At 73.3% G+C, this 17,064-nt stretch carries 13 protein-coding genes; 8 read left to right on the top strand and 5 right to left on the bottom strand.

Annotated elements, in window-relative coordinates; all coding sequences use genetic code 11:
- The first annotated feature begins 96 nt into the window (after window positions 1-96).
- On the top strand, window positions 97-1,335 hold the full coding sequence (locus tag HHX37_RS06960) for a nucleotide sugar dehydrogenase (protein ID WP_182884872.1): 1,239 nt from the start codon (window positions 97-99) through the stop codon (window positions 1,333-1,335).
- Window position 1,336: 1 nt separating this feature from the next.
- Here HHX37_RS06960 and HHX37_RS06955 read toward each other — a convergent pair whose 3' ends face one another.
- Together HHX37_RS06955 and HHX37_RS06950 are read right to left on the bottom strand one after the other, a co-directional pair.
- Window positions 1,337-2,086 (bottom strand): SDR family NAD(P)-dependent oxidoreductase, encoded by a 750-nt coding sequence (locus tag HHX37_RS06955; protein WP_182877022.1) that lies wholly within the window; start codon window positions 2,084-2,086, stop codon window positions 1,337-1,339.
- Window positions 2,087-2,120: 34 nt separating this feature from the next.
- Window positions 2,121-2,486, bottom strand: coding sequence for a carboxymuconolactone decarboxylase family protein (locus HHX37_RS06950; protein ID WP_310740287.1), 366 nt, complete (start codon window positions 2,484-2,486; stop codon window positions 2,121-2,123).
- Window positions 2,487-2,820: 334 nt separating this feature from the next.
- On the opposite strand from HHX37_RS06950, the gene HHX37_RS06945 reads away from it, so the two are divergent.
- The 4 genes from HHX37_RS06945 (at window position 2,821) to HHX37_RS06930 (ending at window position 8,328) form a co-directional block, all read left to right on the top strand.
- Window positions 2,821-3,492, top strand: coding sequence for a hypothetical protein (locus HHX37_RS06945; RefSeq protein WP_133306131.1), 672 nt, complete (start codon window positions 2,821-2,823; stop codon window positions 3,490-3,492).
- Between the two features lie 13 nt (window positions 3,493-3,505).
- Window positions 3,506-6,481, top strand: coding sequence for an AAA family ATPase (locus HHX37_RS06940; RefSeq protein WP_182884871.1), 2,976 nt, complete (start codon window positions 3,506-3,508; stop codon window positions 6,479-6,481).
- Between the two features lie 106 nt (window positions 6,482-6,587).
- A complete protein-coding gene (locus HHX37_RS06935) occupies window positions 6,588-7,073 on the top strand; it encodes a MarR family transcriptional regulator (protein ID WP_310740286.1) in 486 nt (161 codons plus the stop codon).
- Entirely contained in the window at window positions 7,060-8,328 is a 1,269-nt protein-coding gene (locus HHX37_RS06930) for an epoxide hydrolase family protein (RefSeq protein ID WP_182884870.1), read from the top strand. The genes HHX37_RS06935 and HHX37_RS06930 overlap by 14 nt, the downstream gene beginning before the upstream one ends.
- Window positions 8,329-8,337: 9 nt before the next feature.
- Here HHX37_RS06930 and HHX37_RS06925 read toward each other — a convergent pair whose 3' ends face one another.
- Both HHX37_RS06925 and HHX37_RS37610 read right to left on the bottom strand, forming a co-directional pair.
- Window positions 8,338-9,849 carry an aldehyde dehydrogenase family protein gene (locus HHX37_RS06925; protein ID WP_310740285.1) on the bottom strand — a complete coding sequence of 504 codons (1,512 nt, stop codon included), beginning with the start codon at window positions 9,847-9,849 and terminating at the stop codon, window positions 8,338-8,340.
- Window positions 9,850-9,880: 31 nt separating this feature from the next.
- A complete protein-coding gene (locus HHX37_RS37610) occupies window positions 9,881-12,910 on the bottom strand; it encodes a helix-turn-helix transcriptional regulator (RefSeq protein ID WP_310740284.1) in 3,030 nt (1,009 codons plus the stop codon).
- A gap of 167 nt (window positions 12,911-13,077) precedes the next feature.
- Between HHX37_RS37610 and HHX37_RS06915 the strand changes: the two genes are divergently transcribed.
- On the top strand, window positions 13,078-13,965 hold the full coding sequence (locus HHX37_RS06915; protein WP_182884868.1) for a fumarylacetoacetate hydrolase family protein: 888 nt from the start codon (window positions 13,078-13,080) through the stop codon (window positions 13,963-13,965).
- A 42-nt stretch (window positions 13,966-14,007) separates the two neighbouring features.
- Here the strand turns inward: HHX37_RS06915 and HHX37_RS06910 are convergent, their stop codons facing one another.
- Window positions 14,008-14,553, bottom strand: a complete 546-nt coding sequence (locus tag HHX37_RS06910; protein ID WP_182884867.1) for a DinB family protein — start codon at window positions 14,551-14,553, stop codon at window positions 14,008-14,010.
- Window positions 14,554-14,704: 151 nt separating this feature from the next.
- On the opposite strand from HHX37_RS06910, the gene HHX37_RS06905 reads away from it, so the two are divergent.
- On the top strand, window positions 14,705-15,433 hold the full coding sequence (locus tag HHX37_RS06905) for a class I SAM-dependent methyltransferase (protein WP_182884866.1): 729 nt from the start codon (window positions 14,705-14,707) through the stop codon (window positions 15,431-15,433).
- A 221-nt stretch (window positions 15,434-15,654) separates the two neighbouring features.
- Window positions 15,655-16,860: an SWIM zinc finger family protein gene (locus tag HHX37_RS35515; protein ID WP_220502726.1), complete on the top strand. Its 1,206-nt coding sequence runs from the start codon at window positions 15,655-15,657 to the stop codon at window positions 16,858-16,860.
- The last annotated feature ends 204 nt before the right edge of the window (window positions 16,861-17,064 follow it).

The raw sequence follows: 17,064 nt of genomic DNA, 5'->3' as shown, positions 1-17,064 counted from the left end.
CGCCGGAAGAGACTTTTCCGTATCCGTACCCAAGCCTTACAGCGGTCCGTCCGGCAATCGCGGGGCGGGCGGCGCGGCCGCTCCTACAGTCGTCCCATGGCGGAGAAGCTGGTGGTCGTGGGCCAGGGCCCGGCCGGCCTGCCCCTCGCGACACGCGCCGCGGAGGCCGGGTTCCGCGTGGTCGGCCTCGACGAGGACGAGTGGCGGGTCAAGCGGCTGAACGCGGGGGAGCCCTGCGTGGAGGGCGTCCGCGCGGGCGAGCTCGCCGCCGCGCACGCCTCCGGCCGCTACACGGCCAGCGCCGACGCCGCCGACGCGTCCGGGTTCGACTTCTGCGTGCTCACCGTCGCCGTGCGGATGCGGGACGGCGCGCCCGACCTCGGCCCGCTCGGCACGGCCGCCGGCCGCGTCGCCCCCTTCGTACGCCCGGGGGCGACCGTCGTGGTGGAGACCGCCGCCTACCCCGGCACCACCGAGGAGTTCGTCGGGCCGATCCTGGAACGCGGGTCGGGGCTGCGGGCGGGGGAGGACTTCCATCTCGGCCACAGCCCGCGCCGCGCCGAGCCCGGCGACCCCCGCTGGCGGATCGGCAACACGCCGAAGGTCGTGTCGGGCGTCGGCCCGGCCTCGCTGCGCGCCGTGACCTACCTCTACGGGCGGCTGGTGCGGGAGACCGTGCCGGTGTCGTCACCTCGCGTGGCCGAGCTGTGCGCGCTGCTGGAAGGCGCCCGCGCGCATCTGGACGCCGCCCTGGCCAACGAGCTGGCGATCTTCGCCGGGCAGCTCGGCGTCGACGTGTGGGAGGCCGCCGAGGCCGCCGCCGGCACCCCGTACGGCCGATCCGGCGCGCGGCCGGGCCCGGGCCTGCCGGACCCGTGCCTGCCGGTCGACGTGTCGTACGTGCCGTGGGCGGTCAGGCACCGGGCCGGGCGCGGCTTCCGGCTGATCGAGGCGGCCAACGACGTCAACGCGAACATGCCGGCGTACGTGGTGGACCGGATCGGCCTCGCGCTCAACCGGCGCTGCCGCGCGGTCCGGGGCAGCCGGATCCTGCTGCTCGGCCTGACGCCCGTGGAGGTGGCGAAGTCGCTGTGCCGGCTGGGCGCCCGGGTGCGGGCCGCCGACCCCCGGGCCGCCGACTCCCGCGCCGGCGACCTGCTGGTGCCCGCGGGCGTCGAGGTCGTCGAGCCGGACGCCGCCGAACTGGCGCGCGCGGACGTGGTCGTGGTGCTCGGCGCGCCCGACTGCTACGACTACGACCTGGTCCAGCGGGCGAGCCGCTTCGTCTTCGACACCCGGGGCCGCTGCCGCGGCCCGAACGTCGAGCGGCTCTGAGTCACCGGTAGCGGACCCGCGCTATCCGGCCGAGCAGGTTGACCGGCAGCAGCCGGAGGAGCGCGACGACCGCCTTGTAGCGGGCCGACGGCACGCTCACCCACGCCCCGCGGGCGAGGTCGCGCATCGCGTCGGCGGCGACGCGGTCGGCCGACAGCCACGCGAAGGGCGGCAGATGGGACATGTCGAGCTGGGCCCGGCCGTGGAACTCCGTCCGCACGAACCCCGGGCACAGCGCCATCACCCGCACGCCGCGGCGGCCGACCAGGCCGGCCGCCGAGGTGCTGTAGTTCACCACCCACGACTTCGACGCGCCGTAGGTGCCTCCGGGGAGGAACGCCGCGACCGAGGCCACGTTGACGACCCCGCCGCGGCCCTTGGAGATCATGTACGGCAGGGCCGCCTGCGTCAGCCGCAGCACCGCCTCGCAGTGCAGCCGCAGCATCCGGACCTCGTCGTCGATCGGGGTGTCGAGGAAGCCGCCGGGATGCCCGAACCCGGCGTTGTTGACCAGCAGGTCCACCCCCGAGCGCAGCCGCTCCTCGGCGGCCGCGATCCCCTCCTCGGTGGCCAGGTCGGCGCGCAGCGTCTCGGCCGTCACGCCGTACCGCTTGTGCAGCGCCTCGGCGGAGGCGGTCAGGCGCTCCTCGTCGCGGGCCACCAGGACCAGGGAGAACCCGTCGGCTGCCAGGCGCCGGGCGAAGGCGGCGCCGATCCCGGCGGTCGCGCCGGTGATGAGTGCGGTGGGCATGACGGCAGCGTACCCATCCCGCCGCCGCGCCGGGTCACGCGCGGGCGGTGCGGCAGATCAGCTTCTCCACCTGGGCGCTGAGCCGGGTCGCGCGGGGCCACCCGGCGTACAGGGTCAGGAAGACGACGGTCTCGCGCAGTTCGGCCGGGGTCAGCTCGCCGGACCGCAGGGCGGTGTCGAGGTGGCGCTCCAGCGCGTCGTCCATGCCCTGGCCCACGAGGAGGCCCACCAGCAGCAGGCGGCGTTCCCGGCGCGTGAGGACCTGGCGGGACCACACCTCCGAGAACAGGCGTTCCGCGAGCGCGCCGAAGAGGCCGTCCGGCCCTTGGCCGACGCCGTCCTCTCCGTGGGCCTGCTCCATGGCGTCCGGTCCCTCCGCGGTGAATCTGGCGGCATGCACTCAGGTTGTCGTGTTCCGGCCGCCGAGGTGTTACACCTTCCGCCGAAGAGATCTCGTTTCCGGGCGGCCGTCCGATGGGCCGAGGGCCGCTTCCGGCCGCGCTCCGGTGGGTATCGCCATCCGTGACGCGCCGCCCTGCCGGCGGGCGGGTACGGAGCCGCGCAACCTCGATGTAACAGGAGGAGTACGGATCCGGGCAAGATTCGGTCTAGTTTTCCGAGGCGTCGCGGATCTACCGTGAGAAGAACGATTTGAGAACGGGCACTACTACCTCGTAGACCCGCAAAGCGGAGGTTGGGCCCTGGTGGAAAGACCGCGGGTAAGGACCGGGGTGGTGGGAACGGTCGCAGGGGCGGCGATGGCCGCCTCCGTGCTGTCCGGCTGTGCCGGCCCCCAGTACACGTACGTACACGACGACACGGGCGACACCTACTTCAAGGTCCCCGTCTCGTGGCGTCAGGTCGACCAGAAGACGATCGACGAACAGATCTTCGGCGGCACGGAGTCGGCCACCGCGCAGCTCGCGAAACAGGCCCTCTGGACGGCCGCGTTCGACGCCCACGACCAGCCGTCGATCCTGCACCTCGTCCGGGGCCCGGCGAGCGGCGAGGACAAACCCTTCGTGTTCGCCAAGGTGGAGAAGCTCACCGAGGACAAGCAGAACGCCGCGTCGCTCAACCTGCTGCGCGTGTCCCCGCCGATGCCGGTGCCGCTGACGGAGGACCAGCAGAAGGAGCTGGAGACGGAGGGCCTGTCCGGCTTCGAACTGCTGGACGACGAGGTGCTGCCCATCGTGGACGGGGTCAAGGGGGTCCACACCGTCTACAACTACCGGGTGGCGGAGGGGCCGGTGCAGACGTTCGACAAGACCGCCTACCTGTCGGCCGACGGGACGACGACCTCCACCCTTCTCATCCGCTGCTCGCCCGCGTGCTACCGCCAGCGGGCGGCGGAGATCGCCGCGATCGTCAAGTCCTTCAAGGTCAAGCGCATCATCAATCCGTGAAGGAGCCCCTCATATGAGCACGGCCCTCCCACCGAAGCACCACGAGGGGCTTCGCGAACCGGGGTCGGGTCCCGAGGACCGCGACCCGCGCACCCGGAAACGACTGCCGCTGTGGGACAGGAGCAAGTTCCTGATCCTGCTCGCCGTCGCGTTCGGCGTGCTGCTCTGGAACGAGATCGCCACGTACGAGGGCATCATCTCCCTTTCCGACGCCTTCCTGCTGACCGTACGGAACGCGTCCTGGATCCTGTGGCTGGCGGGCCTCGAAGTGGTCCGGCAGATCCACTTCCTGATCAGTGAGCGTTCGGCCGGATACCACCGGTTCTGGACGCGCGGCGTCTTCGGCGGCTGGAACCGCTGGACGCACCGCAGGTTCAACGACTGGAACCGCTACCGCATCGCACGGGCGATCAAGTGGGTCGTCTGGATCGTGGTCATCGCGCTGGTGCTCGCCAAGGTGCAGCAGACCTCGCCGCTGCAGGCGCTGTTCAACGTGCCGGCCACGGTGTGGGGCTTCCTCCCCATGGTCCTGCAGATCATGCTGCTGATGGTGCTCGCCGTCGGGCAGTTCGTCGCGATCTTCTGGTTCCTGTCCCGCGGTGGCGTGGACGTCTACTACCCCGACGACATCAAGACGCGGTTCTCCGACGTGTGGGGCCAGGACCACGTGGTCGAGCGGGTCAAGGAGAACATCGTCTTCCTGGAGAAGCCGGACGAGATCGAGGCCAGGGGCGGCTACGTGCCGAGCGGCATCCTGCTGTGGGGCCCGCCCGGCACCGGCAAGACCCTGATGGCCGAGGCGGTCGCCGGCTCCACCGGCAAGCCGTACGTCTTCGTGGACCCCGGCGCGTTCATCAACATGTTCTTCGGCGTCGGCGTGCTGAAGGTCAAGTCGCTGTTCCGCAAGCTGCGCAAGCTGGCCCTGCGGTACGGCGGCGTCATCGTCTTCTTCGACGAGGCCGACTCGCTCGGCAACCGCGGCGCGCTCGCCCAGGGCGGGCCGGGCGGCTGGGGGCGCTCGGTCCCCGCGCCGTTCGAGGACGCCGGCTGCCACGGCTTCGCCTACCTCGACCCGCACACCCGCACCGTGCTCGGCCGCCACGCCGCGGGCCCGGCCGCCGAGGCCGCGCCCGCGCGGATGCCGCGCACCGGCGCCTTCGTCAACCGCCTGATGTACGGCGGGGGCATGGGCGGCGGTGGCGGGATGGGCACCCTGGAGGCGCTGCTCACCGAGATCTCCGGCCTGAAGAAGCCGCGCGGCTTCGTCAACCGGTACGTGCGCCGGCTGCTCGGCATGCGGCCCAAGCCGCCGCCGAAGTACCGCATCCTCATCATGATGGCGACCAACCTGCCCGAGGCGCTGGACGAGGCGCTGCTGCGCCCCGGCCGCATCGACCGCATCTACAAGGTCGGCTACCCCTCCAAGGCGGGCCGGATCCGCACATACCGCGGTTACTTCGACAAGGTCAGCCACCAGCTCACCGACGAGCAGATCGACAAGCTCGCCACGATCACCCCGTACGCCACCGGCGCGACGATCAAGGACCTGGTCAACGAGTCGCTGATCACCGCGATCCGGGACGGCCGGGAGACCATCACCTGGTCGGACGTGATGCGGGCCAAGCGGCTCAAGCAGCTCGGGCCGCCGGAGGACGTCGAGTACATCGAGCGCGAGCGGCACGCCGTGGCCGTGCACGAGGCCTGCCACGCGGTCGCCGCCTACCGCACGCGCCGCCACCTGGAGATCGACCTGGCGACGATCGAGAAGGGCGCCGACTACCTCGGCATGGTGGCCAGCATCAAGCCGGAGGACCAGTTCACCCGGTGGAAGTCGGAGTACGAGTCGGACATCATGGTGTCCCTCGCCTCGCTGGCGGGGGAGCGCATGTTCTTCGGAGAGGACAACTCCTCCGGCGTCTCCGGCGACCTGCAGTCCGCCACCGCCATCACCGGCCTGATGGAGGCCCACTGGGGCATGGGCATCGGGGTCGCCTCGCTGCCCGCGCTGCAGGAGCTCGGCCTGCGCGAGGGCAAGGCGGCCCAGCCGCAGCCCGGCACCGGCACTCCGGCGGGCCGGCGCGACGAGCTGCTGCCCGACATGCTCCCCGAGCGGATCGAGTTCAACCTCAGCCGGCTGCTGGAGAAGACGGCCGAGCTGCTGCGGGAGAACCGCCGCGAGGTGCTGTCGGTCGCGCACGCGCTGGAGCAGCACAAGACGCTCAACGGCGACGACGTGGTCGCGGTCATCGAGAACAGGCCGGGGCCGCTGATCGACGGCACCGTCTACGCCTCCGACGAGTTCTACGAGGAGATCGAGAGCTATCACACGGCCGCGGTGGAGGCCCATCACGGCCACAGCGAGGTCCCGCTCGAGCTTCCGCTGCCGAGGATGCGGACGCTGGAGGCGTCCGTCGTCGTGCCCTCCTCCGGCGGGCCCTCCTCGGGTGTGGCCGCCTCCGGCGGGGTCGCGCCGGTGCTCGCCACGCAGCCGAACGGCCTGGCGGGCGGCAACGGGCACCTGCCCCAGCCGTTGCAGCCGCCCCAGCCGGACTTCGTGCCGTGGAACGGCGCGCCGCCTCCGATGACCGCGTCGCCGTTGCCGGGCCAGACGCCGCCCGGGGAGGCGTCCGCGCCGCGGCGCCGGTCGTACGGCGCGCTGTGGGCGGTGCTCGGCCTCGTCGTCGCGGTGGTGCTGTTCGTGCTGCTCGGCGCGCTGCTGTTCGCCTCGCCGCAGGGCGCGCGGGGCGCCGCCGTCGTCGGCGGCGTCCCGGCGGGCACGGCGGTGCTGCTGACGGTCGCGCTCGTCGCGGTGGTCGGCGGCATCGCGGTGGCGATCCTGCTCGTCCGCACGCAGCAGGCGGGGCGGCGCCGGGCCGAGGAGGCCAGGGACCGGGCCGCCGAACGGGCCCAGCTTCTCGCGGCGGCCATGGACCCGGAGGTCGCCATGCGGCTGCTCGGCTACGACGGCAGGCGGGGCCCCGAGGCCTGACCCCGCGCTATCTCCGAACGGCGATCCCCGGTGGGCGTCCCCCACCGGGGATCGCCGTTCTCATATGGTTCAGTTGCTTAATTAAGTTTCTGATATATTTTGCCGCGTGCCCGACTTCCCCGAGCTGAGCGTGGCGGAGCTGACCCGCGTCCTCGAAGACTTCACGCGCATGCACATCCGCCTGCCCGCGGAGCGGCGGCTGAGCTTCACCACGCTGTCCGTGCTGCACACGCTGGCGGGCGGCGGCCCGAAGCGGCTCACCGACCTGGCCGCGGGCGAGCAGGTCACGCAGTCGGCGATCACGCAGATGGTGACCAAGCTGGAGCGCGATGGCCTGGTGGAGCGCCGCCCGGACCCGTCGGACGGCCGTGCCGTCCTCGTGCGGGTGACGGCGGCCGGCGCCGCGATCGTGGACGGGCGGCGCAGCGAGCGCATGGCCCGGCTCGCGGACCTCGCCGCCCGGCTCGGGCCCGGGGAGAGGGCCGCCATCGCGGCGGCCCTCCCGGCCCTGGCCCGGATGGTCGAGCTGCACGAGGGGGCCGTGCCGGGTGACCCCCCTTCGACGGCTGGAGGAAACGATGACGAGCCATGAGACGACCGACACCATCGGGACCCACGGCGCCGGGGACCGGGCGTTCCCGCTGGAGCCGCGGCCGATCCACGTGCCCGGCGACGTGCTCGACGACCTGCGCCGCCGCCTGGAGCTGACCCGCCTGCCGGACGACGTGGGCAACGACGACTGGCGTTACGGCGTGAACGGCGCCTACCTGCGGGAGCTCGTCACCTACTGGCGCGACGGGTACGACTGGCGGGCGGCCGAGGCGGCGATCAACGCCTACGAGCATTACCAGGTGGAGATCGACGGCGTGCCGGTCCACTTCATGCGGCGGCCCGGCGCCGGGCCCGCCCCGACGCCGCTGATCCTCACCCACGGCTGGCCCTGGACGTTCTGGCACTGGTCCAGGGTGATCGACCCCCTGGCCGACCCCGGCGCGTACGGCGGCGACCCGGCCGAGGCGTTCGACGTGATCGTGCCGTCGCTGCCCGGTTTCGGGTTCTCCACCCCGCTGCCCGGCCATCCGGACATGAACTTCTGGAAGATCGCCGACATCTGGCACGTCCTCATGACCCGCGTCCTCGGTCACGAGAGGTACGCCGCGGCCGGGTGCGACGTCGGCGCCCTGGTCACCGGCCAGCTCGGGCACAAGTACGCCGATGAGCTGCTGGGCGTCCACATCGGCTCCGGGCAGAAGCTCACGCTGTTCTCGGGCGACCGGGCCTGGGACCTCAGCGGCGGCCGGCCCATCCCCGAGGGCCTGCCCGCCGACGTCCACGCCCGGGTCGTCGCCCTGGAGAAGCGCTTCGCCGTCCATCTCGCCGCGCACGTGCTCGCCCCGAGCACCCTCGCCGCCGGCCTGTCGGACTCGCCCGCCGGGATGCTCGCCTGGATCCTGGAACGCTGGGTCACCTGGAGCGACAACGGCGGCGACGTCGAGACCGTCTTCAGCAAGGATGACCTGCTGACCCACGCGATGATCTTCTGGGTGACGAACTCGATCGGCACCTCGATCCGCACCTACGCCAACAACAACCGCTATCCGTGGACCCCCTCCCACGACCGCTGGCCGGTCGTCGAGGCGCCCACCGGCATCACCTTCGTCGGGCACGAGAACCCGCCGGGCGTCCGCACCGACCAGCGGGTGGAGCACTTCCTCGGCAGCGACAGGGCCGCCTGGTACAACCTCGTGAACCTCGCCGCCCACGACCGCGGCGGCCACTTCATCCCCTGGGAGATCCCCGGCGAGTGGGTCGACGACCTGCGGCGCACCTTCCGCGGCCGGCGGTAGGACGCGGGGTCAGAGCCGGAAGCCCAGGTCGGGGATGATCTCCGCGACGTCCATCTGGGCCTTCTGCAGCCGGCCCGAGTAGTCCCAGTTCATCGCCTGCCAGCGGGTGAACTGGTCGAGCACCCACATGCCGCTCTGCCGGCTGCCGTTGCCCGACTTGCCGTTCCCGCCGAACGGCAGGTGCGCCTCCGCCCCGGACGTCGAGTTGTTGACGCTGACCATCCCGGCCGACACGCCCTCACGGAAGCGGAACACGGCCTTCGGGTCGGAGGTGTAGACGGACGACGACAGGCCGTATCCCGGGCGGTTGGCGAGGTCGATCGCCTCGTCCAGGGTGGAGAAGGTGGTCACGCCCACGATCGGGCCGAACGTCTCCTCCAGGAACAGCCGGTCGTCCGGGCGGACGCCGTCCACGATCACCGGGTGGTAGTACAGGCCCTCGCCGTCGATGCGGCCCACCGGGCCGGGCAGCACGGTGTGGTGCGGCCGGATCCAGCCCAGGTACTCCTCGTACTGCTCGGCGAACCTCTGGTCGAGCAGCGGGCCGTACAGCACGTCGCCGTTCGGGTCGCCGATCTTCGCGCTCCGCACGGCGTCGGCGAACCTGCGCAGGAACGCGTCGTGCACGTCCTCGTGGACGATGACCGTCCCGAGGGAGGTGCACCGCTGACCGGCCGTGCCGAACCCGGAGAACAACGCGCCCTCAGCGGCGAGGTCGAGGTCGGCGTCCGGCAGCACGACCATCGGGTTCTTGCCGCCGAGTTCCAGGCAGGGCGACTGCAGGTGCCGTCCGCACAGTTCGCCGACGAGGCGGCCGACCGCGCTGGAGCCGGTGAACCCGACCTTCTGCACCGTGCCCTCGCCGAGCGCGCGGTCGAGCCCCGCGTAGGTCTGCTCCCCGTCGGCGAACACGATGTTGAGCACGCCGCCGGGCAGCCCGGCCGCGGCGAACAGCCGATAGAGCGCGTGCGCGGACGCCGCGGCGTACTCGGCGGGCTTCCAGACCACCGCGTTGCCGCACAGCAGGGCCGGCACCAGATACCAGGAGGGCACCGCGACGGGGAAGTTGCCCGCCGTGACGACCGCCGCGACCCCGACCGGCACGCGGAAGGTGAACAGGCTCTTGTCCGGCATCTCCGACGGGATCGTCTGCCCGTAGAGGCGGCGGCCCTCGCCGAGGAAGAAGTCGCAGGTGTCCACGATCTCGCGGACCTCGCCGAGCGCCTCGGCGTACGGCTTGCCGATCTCCTCGGTCACCAGGCGGGCCAGCGCCTCGGTGTTGGCCTCGACGAGGCGGCCGATCGAGGCGATCACCCGTCCGCGCACCGGAGCCGGGACGCGCGCCCACTCCCGCTGGGCGGCCGACGCGGCGCGGCAGGCGTCCGCGAAGCCCGCCGCGTCCGTGAGCGACACGTCCGCCACGGTCTGCGAGGGCCGCGCCGGGTTGACGGACGCGTACGGCGTGCCCGAAGTGAGCTCGTCACCACCGACGACGGAAACGATCTGCCGGGCCACTGCCACCTCCGCGATTGCTCCTGGTCTCAGGCCTCGGTTACACAGTATTTCCATCTCCGGTGCCCGTCAGGCCTTCCTGGTGGGCGACCGCGGCGGCCTGGGTGCGGCTGGAGACGCCGAGCTTGGCCAGGATGTTCGAGACGTGCACGCTGACCGTCTTCTGGGAGATGAACAGCCGCTCGCCGATCTCGCGGTTGGCTAGGCCGTCCGCGACGTGCGCCAGCACCTCCCGCTCGCGCGCGGTGAGCCCGGCCAGCCGCCCCGGCTCCCGGCCGGCCGAGGGCCCGCCTGGCCGCCCGGAGGCGCCGCCGCCCGCCGTGCTCCCGCCGCCTGCCGTGCTCCCGCCGCCTGCCGTGCTCCCGTTGTGCGCCGTGCTCGCACCACCGGCTTGGACGTCCGGCGCGGGGGCGGCCGCGGTCGGGTCCCGGAAACCGGCGCGCGCCCCGGACTCCCGCAGCGCGGCCAGCAGCGGACCGGCTCCCAGCGCCGCGGCCACGGTCACCGCCCGCTCCCACTCGGCGTGGGCCGCCGTGCGGTCACCCGTCCGCAGCAGGCTCTCGGCCAGCCGGCGGCGCGACCGCGCCTCCTCGTAGACGAAGCCGAAGCCGAAGGCCTCGGTGGCGCGCCGCCACACCTCCGGGTCCGCCGTGCCGTGGGCGCGGTGCCACTCGGCCTCCGCCCGGGCCAGCCAGGCGAGACCCTCCGGGCCCATCCGGGCTCGCGGGCCGTTGGGTCCGTTGGCCGCCGCGTGCCTGGCCCGTCGCAGCAGGTCGTCGCAGTGCTCGCCGGTCCGGCCGAGATCGGCGAGCGCCCACAGGCCGGTCGCCGCGATCCGGATCAGGCCGGGGTCGAACGGTTCGAGCGTCGCGAGGATCGCGTCGACGTGTTCGAGCGCGGTCTCCGGGTCGCCGTGCCACAGGGCGTGCTCGGCGGCCATCCCGCGCGCCATGTAGCTGACCAGCTCGTCGGACCAGAACGGGGTCAGCCACCGCAGCCTCTCCTCGGCCCCCGCGCGTCCCCGGCCCACCTCGACGAAGAGGGCGAACGACGACAGCTGGGCCTCCGCGCGGGTGCCGACCCGCACGCCGAAGGCAGCGGCCAGCCGCTCGGCCGCGTCCCAGTCGCCGTCCGCGTAGTGGATGAGGTAGTGCAGGAAGCGCAGATCGGTGCCGAAGGCGCTCCAGGTCAGCCCGGTCTCGGCGGCCAGCCGTACGCCGGACTCGGCGATGCGGGCGGCGTCCGCGAGATGGCCGTGCTCGTAGTGGATGCGCGCGTGGTTGAACCGTGCCCGCAGGTCGATGGACAGGTCGCCCGAGGGACGGCGGGTGGCGCGCGTGAGCAGGTCGACGGCGCGCTCGACGTCGTCGGAGGACTCCTCCGACAGCGCCAGCACGACCAGGGCGCTCGCCTCGGCGTCGCGGGCGCCTGTCTCCTGCGCGACCTCCAGCGCCCTGGCCGCCGTCGTGGTCGCCTCCTCGATCCGGTAGCTCCACCACAGCGTGCGCGCGTACGTGGCCAGGGCTCTGGCCAGCAGCGGGCTGTGCGGCGCGAGGTCCACCGCCTCCCGGGCCGCCGCGGTCGCCTCGTCCCGGTCGTCGTCCGCGTCGGCCAGGTAGTAGGCGAGCCGCTCGCCGATCTCGGCGACGAGGACGGGATCGTCCGCCTCCCGGCGCAGCCGTCGCAACTGACCCGACGCCCTGTGGGAGTCACCGGCGGCCGCGGCCGCGGCGGCGCTCGCCAGCGCGATCCGCGGCCGGCTCTCCCCGGCCGGGCGCCCGGAGGCCGGCACCTGGTCCCACAGCTCCAGTGCCCGGTCGAGGTGCCGGTGCGCCTCCGCCGGCGCCCCCAGCTGGGAGGCCAGCCGCCCGGCCTCCACCGAGGCCCGCAGCGCCCCCGGCGTGTCGTGGGCGGCGAGGTGATGGTGGGCCAGTTCGGCGGGGGAGCCGCCGCGCTCCGCGAGTAGCGCGGCGAACGTGGCGTGCAGGCGGGTCCGCTCGCCCGGCAGCAGGTCGTCGTACACCGCCTCCTGGAGGAGCGCGTGCCGGAACGCGTATCCGTCGCTGCCCGCCGTGAGCAGCCGCCGCGAGACGATCTCACGCAGCGCCTCCTCCAGCGGCAGGTCCCCCAGCCCGGCGGCCTCGCGCAGCAGGTCGTGGCCGACCCGGCGCCCGGCCACCGCGGCGATCCGCAGCACCTGACGGGCCGTGTCCGAGAGGGCCTCCACCCGCGCGAGCATCAGGTCGGCGAGGGTGCCCGGCAGCCGGCTGTGATCGGCGCTGGCGGCCAGCAGCTCCTCGGCGAAGAACGGGTTGCCCCCGGCCCGCTCGATCAGGGCGCCGAAGCCGTGTTCCCGTTCCGCGCCGGCCGGGCCGTCGTCGTACCGGTCGAGGCTGGCGAGGTACGCCGCCATGTCGTCGTCGCCCAGCGGCGGCAGCTCGACGGCGGTGACCAGCGGCAGGCGCCGCAGCTCGGCCAGGACCGGGCGCAGCGGGTGGCGGCGGTGCAGATCGTCGGTGCGGTAGGTGCCGACGAGGCAGACCCGCTCCCGCTGCAGCATCCGGGTGAGGAAGACGAGCAGATCACGGGTCGAGCGGTCGGCCCAGTGCAGGTCCTCGAAGACGAACAGCACGGGATGGCGCCCGGCCACCTCCGACAGCATGTCGAGGACCGACCCGAACAGACGCTGCTGGGCGAGGCCGCCGGTGGCCGTCTCCTCGGCGAGGCCCGCGTCGTCGCCGGGCAGCAGCCGCCGCAGGGCGGGGCGGGCGGTGACGGCCGGGCCGACCGGCCCTCCGGGCTCGGCGGCGGCGGTGCGCAGCGCGTCGGCCAGCGGGAGGTAGGGCAGGGCGTCGCCGAGCTCGGCGCACTGCCCGGCGAGCGTCACGAATCCCCGCCGCTGCGCCAGGTCGCACAGCTCGGTCACGATCCGCGTCTTGCCGATCCCCGCGTCGCCGCCCACCAGGGCGACGCCCGCGAGCCCGGCCGCGGCGCCGTCGAGCACGCCCAGAAGCTGATCGAGCTCGGAGGAACGCCCGATCAGCACCCTTTGCGGCGTACGCGTGACCACGTTCGCGAGTATGGCACGGTGCCCCGACAGAACCGTGACGACGGCGTCGGCCCCCACCCGGTGACCGAAACCCTTCCTCTCACGGTCCGATTCGTACACGCTGTCGTATACGCGGGGCCGCGGCACCCGCGTCACCGGAACCCATCGACTCGTGAAGGCACACATTGATGCGACTCGTTCGTGGCCACCTCTCCGACGACACCGGCGTCCCCGGGCCCGCCCGCTGGGCCGTGCGCGACGAGGAGGGCGACCGGCTGCTGCCGGAGGACTTCTCGCTCGGGGAGGCGCTCTCGTCCGGCCTCGACCACTTCCGCCGGTCCCTCGCGGCGGCGTCCGGCCCGGCCGTGACACTGGCACTCGCCGCGCCCGTGGACCGGTGGACGGAGGTATGGGCCGCGGGCGTCACCTACCGGAGATCGCGGGAGGCGCGTAAGGAGGAGAGCCACGAGCCCGACATCTACGAGCGGGTGTACGACGCCCCTCGCCCCGAGCTGTTCTTCAAGTCGCTCGGCTGGCGGGTCCGGGGGCACGGGCAGGCCATCGCCGTACGGCCCGACTCGTCCTGGGACGTCCCGGAGCCGGAACTGGCCGTGGTGGTCTGCGCCAGCGGGGAGATCGCCGGATACACCGTCTGCGACGACGTGAGCTCCCGCTCCATCGAGGGCGAGAACCCGCTGTATCTTCCCCAGGCGAAGATGTACCTCGGCGCCACCGCGCTGGGCCCGGGCATCCGTCCCTCCTGGGAGGTTCCCGACCCCTACGACCTCGGCATCCGGCTCGCCATCTCGCGCGGCTCCCGCGAGATCTGGGCGGGCTCGGCGAGCACCCGCCGGCTGCACCGGCGGATCGAGGACCTCGTCGAACACCTCCTGCGCGCCGACCGCTATCCGTACGGGGTGATCCTGACGACCGGCACCTGCCTCGTGCCGGAGTCGGACTTCACGCTGACGCCCGGCGACGAGGTGACCATCGAGATCGACGGCCTCGGCCGTCTGGTCACCCCCGTGAGCGCGGTCGACGGCATCGACCTGTGGCGGGACCTGCCCGGCCGGTGACCTCACCCGGCCGGGTCCGCCCGCGCGGGCCCGCGCGGAGCGTCAGTGGCCCGTGGCGCCGTCGATCCGCTCGCGGAGCAGGTCGGCGTGCCCGTTGTGGCGCGCGTACTCCGCGATCATGTCGACCAGGATGCGGCGCAGCGAGATCGGCTGGCCGGTGGCCCGCTTGACACCGGTCTCGTCCAGCGACCGGGCCGCGGCCACGATCTCCCGGGAGCGCTCGCACTCCGCACGCCACACGGCGAACGCCTCGTCGACGTCCCCGCCCAGATCCTCGAAGTCCTGGTCGGGGTCGTCGTCCGAGTAGTAGAGGAGCGGGACGTCCTCACCGGCGAACTGGATGCGGAACCACCACCGCTCAACGCCGGCGAGGTGCCGGAGGATGCCGTGGAGGCTCAGCACGGACGGCGGCACTCCCTGGTCGGACAGCCGTTCCTTCGGCACGCCGGAGCACTTGAGCGCGAACGTCTCGCGGTGCCAGTCCAGGGAGGCGGTGAGGATCTCTCGCTCGTCGCCGACGAGGACGGGAGCGGACCGGGAGTCGCCGTACCACTTCTTCGAGTAGTTCGCCTCGGGGATCTCATTCATACTCCGACCCTGTCAGACGGCACCGACAGTTCCCGGGACCGCGGCCGGAGCGGCGTTCGGCCTCCCGAGGCGTTCCGGGCCTCGGCCGCGGGACGGATAGGACGGAGAGACGGACACGCCGGGTCGGGGCGCTCGCGGTTATGGTCGTGGCGTGCCTGACGCGATCTTCGCTCATCCGCGCCTCGCGGCCGTCTACGACGCCTTCGGCGGCGCCCGCGACGATCTGGCGGCCTACCTCGGCATCGCCGACGAGCTGGGCGCGGGCCGCGTGCTCGACATCGGATGCGGCACGGGGTGCCTGGCGGTCCTGCTCGCGGACAGCGGCCGTACGGTCGTCGGGGTCGATCCGGCCGAGGCGTCGCTTGCGGTGGCGAGATCGAAGGACCCGGCCGGAAGAGTCACCTGGGTCCACGGCGACGCGACGTCGCTGCCCGCTCTCGGCTTCGACCTCGCGGTGATGACCGGAAACGTGGCGCAGGTCTTCCTCACCGACGACGACTGGACCCGGACCCTGCGGGGAGTCCGGTCCGCGCTCCGCCCGGGTGGTCACCTCGTGTTCGAGACGAGGCGTCCCGGATATCGGGCATGGGAGGAGTGGGCCGCCGACTCCGCTCCGGTCACCCTGGAAGTCGCGGGGATCGGACCGGTGCGGCGCCGTCATGAGGTGACCGCCGTCACCCTGCCGCTGGTCTCTTTCCGATACACCTTCGAGTTCCTCGCGGACGGCACGGTCGTCACCTCCGACTCCACGCTGCGGTTCCGGGACCGCGACGAGGTGGAGACGAGCCTGCTCGGCAACGGCTACCAGGTGATGGACGTGCGGGAGGCCCCGGACCGTCCGGGCCGGGAGTTCGTGTTCCTCGCGCGGCGCACGCCCTGAGGCCACCGGCACCTCAAGGCACCGGCACCTCAAGGCACCGGGACCCTGAGGCACCGGGACCCTGAGGCCACCGCGACAGGCCGCGCCACGGCCTCCGTTCCCCTCCGGCGCCACCGCTGGAACAGCAGGACCGGTGCCGTTCGCGGCGTGCCAGGAGAGGGCCAGACGCCCGTCCCGAGGTGAAGGCGTTTTTGTCGGCGGCGCTGGCTAGTCTGCGGCGCGTGACGCGAGGACGGAGCCGGGACCAGGCGATCGAGGCGCCTTCCGCCCGCACCGGTGCCGGGGAAGCGGCCGGGCGGGCGGCCGTCAGGCGCGGGCAGGCCGAGCAGCGTGAGGGCAGGGTCGCCGCGGGACTGTCGGAGCTGGAGCGGTGGCTGGCCGACCAGATCGGGCAGGGGATCGCGCAGGCGCGCCAGACGGGCCCGGCCGGCTGGGACGACCTCGCCAGGCGGCTGGTCGACGCTCAGGCGCCGGGTGTGGCGGGCATCGTCACCCGGCTGCCCCGGGTGCTCGGCGCCGAGGACTGGCCGGGTCTCCTTCTCGGGGAGTACGCGCTGCTTCATCTGCTGGCCGTCGCCCACCGCCGCGCCGACGCGCTGCCCGGGCCGCTGCGGCAGACCGTACGGACCCGGGTCGGCTTCCCCGTCACGAGGGAGTCGGTGCTGGCCGGCCCGGTGGTGCGGGACCACTGGGACGTCGTCGGCTGCCGGGACGAGGAGCAGGAGCGGCTCGTCGCCCGGCGTGTGTGGCTGGCGGGCCGCGCGACCGGCCGCCCGGCGATGGTGCTGTCGTTCTCGCCGGTCGGGCAGCCGCCGGAGTCGTTCCCGCCGCCGGGCACGACGATCGACGCCGATCTCGCCTTCTACCCGGGCGCGTCGCCGCTGCGCGCCCTGGTGGCCGTGCGGCACGGCGACGTCGAGGCGGGCCCGCCACCAGGGACGGAGATCTCGCGGGTCCCCGCGCTGATCGCGGAGGTGCTCGCGGCCGATCCCTGGACCGACTCCTGGCCTCTGGTGCTCGCCGGGGTCGTCCCCTGCCCGGACGGCCTCGCCGACGGTGAGGGGCCCGACGGTGCGGGGGTCGACCGTGCGGGCGTCGTCAGCGAGGGGCCCGCCGGTGCGGGGGCCGATGGTGCTGGCGTCGACAGTAAGGGGCGGCCCTACAGTGCGGGGGCCCATGGTGCTGGGGTCGTCAGTGAAGGGCCCGACCGTGCGGTGGCCGACCGTGCCGGGATCGACAGCGATGGGACCGGCGGTGCGGGAGCGGTGCTGGTGCCGTACCTGCCGTTGCACCCTGCCGCAGGCGTCCCGTGGCGGCTGCTGGCCGTCTCCGGCGGGCGGCCGGTGACGGTCGCCGCCGAGTGGACGCCGCGCGGGCTGCTCCCGCTGACGGTCTGGGACGAGGAGGGCGAGGTGATGCGCCTATGACGCCGGTTCCGATCGTGGCCGCGCCGTTGCCGGCGGGGCCCACCTTCAGGATCGCGACGCCTGTCCGGCGGAGCGGGCGACCGGCCGCCTCTCCCGGCCGCTCGCCCCGCTTCCCGAGCGGAGCGACCGGCCTCGGTGCAGGCCGACCGGTGGAGGCGGTATCCGGAGGACGGGCCCGCGCGGTTCCCCTGGTGAGTAGGGCCG

This window comes from Microbispora sp. H10885 (genome assembly GCF_014161415.1).
Taxonomy (GTDB): domain Bacteria; phylum Actinomycetota; class Actinomycetes; order Streptosporangiales; family Streptosporangiaceae; genus Microbispora; species Microbispora triticiradicis.
Note: the sequence above shows the minus strand (reverse complement) of the source record. Positions and strands in the feature narration are given on the sequence as shown.

Coding starts and splice junctions, on each gene's coding strand:
- HHX37_RS06930 (WP_182884870.1), top strand. CDS start 7,060: ATGACGAGCCATGAGACGACCGACACCATCGGGACCCACGGCGCCGGG.
- HHX37_RS06960 (WP_182884872.1), top strand. CDS start 97: ATGGCGGAGAAGCTGGTGGTCGTGGGCCAGGGCCCGGCCGGCCTGCCC.
- HHX37_RS06955 (WP_182877022.1), bottom strand. CDS start 2,086: ATGCCCACCGCACTCATCACCGGCGCGACCGCCGGGATCGGCGCCGCC.
- HHX37_RS06940 (WP_182884871.1), top strand. CDS start 3,506: ATGAGCACGGCCCTCCCACCGAAGCACCACGAGGGGCTTCGCGAACCG.
- HHX37_RS06910 (WP_182884867.1), bottom strand. CDS start 14,553: ATGAATGAGATCCCCGAGGCGAACTACTCGAAGAAGTGGTACGGCGAC.
- HHX37_RS06915 (WP_182884868.1), top strand. CDS start 13,078: ATGCGACTCGTTCGTGGCCACCTCTCCGACGACACCGGCGTCCCCGGG.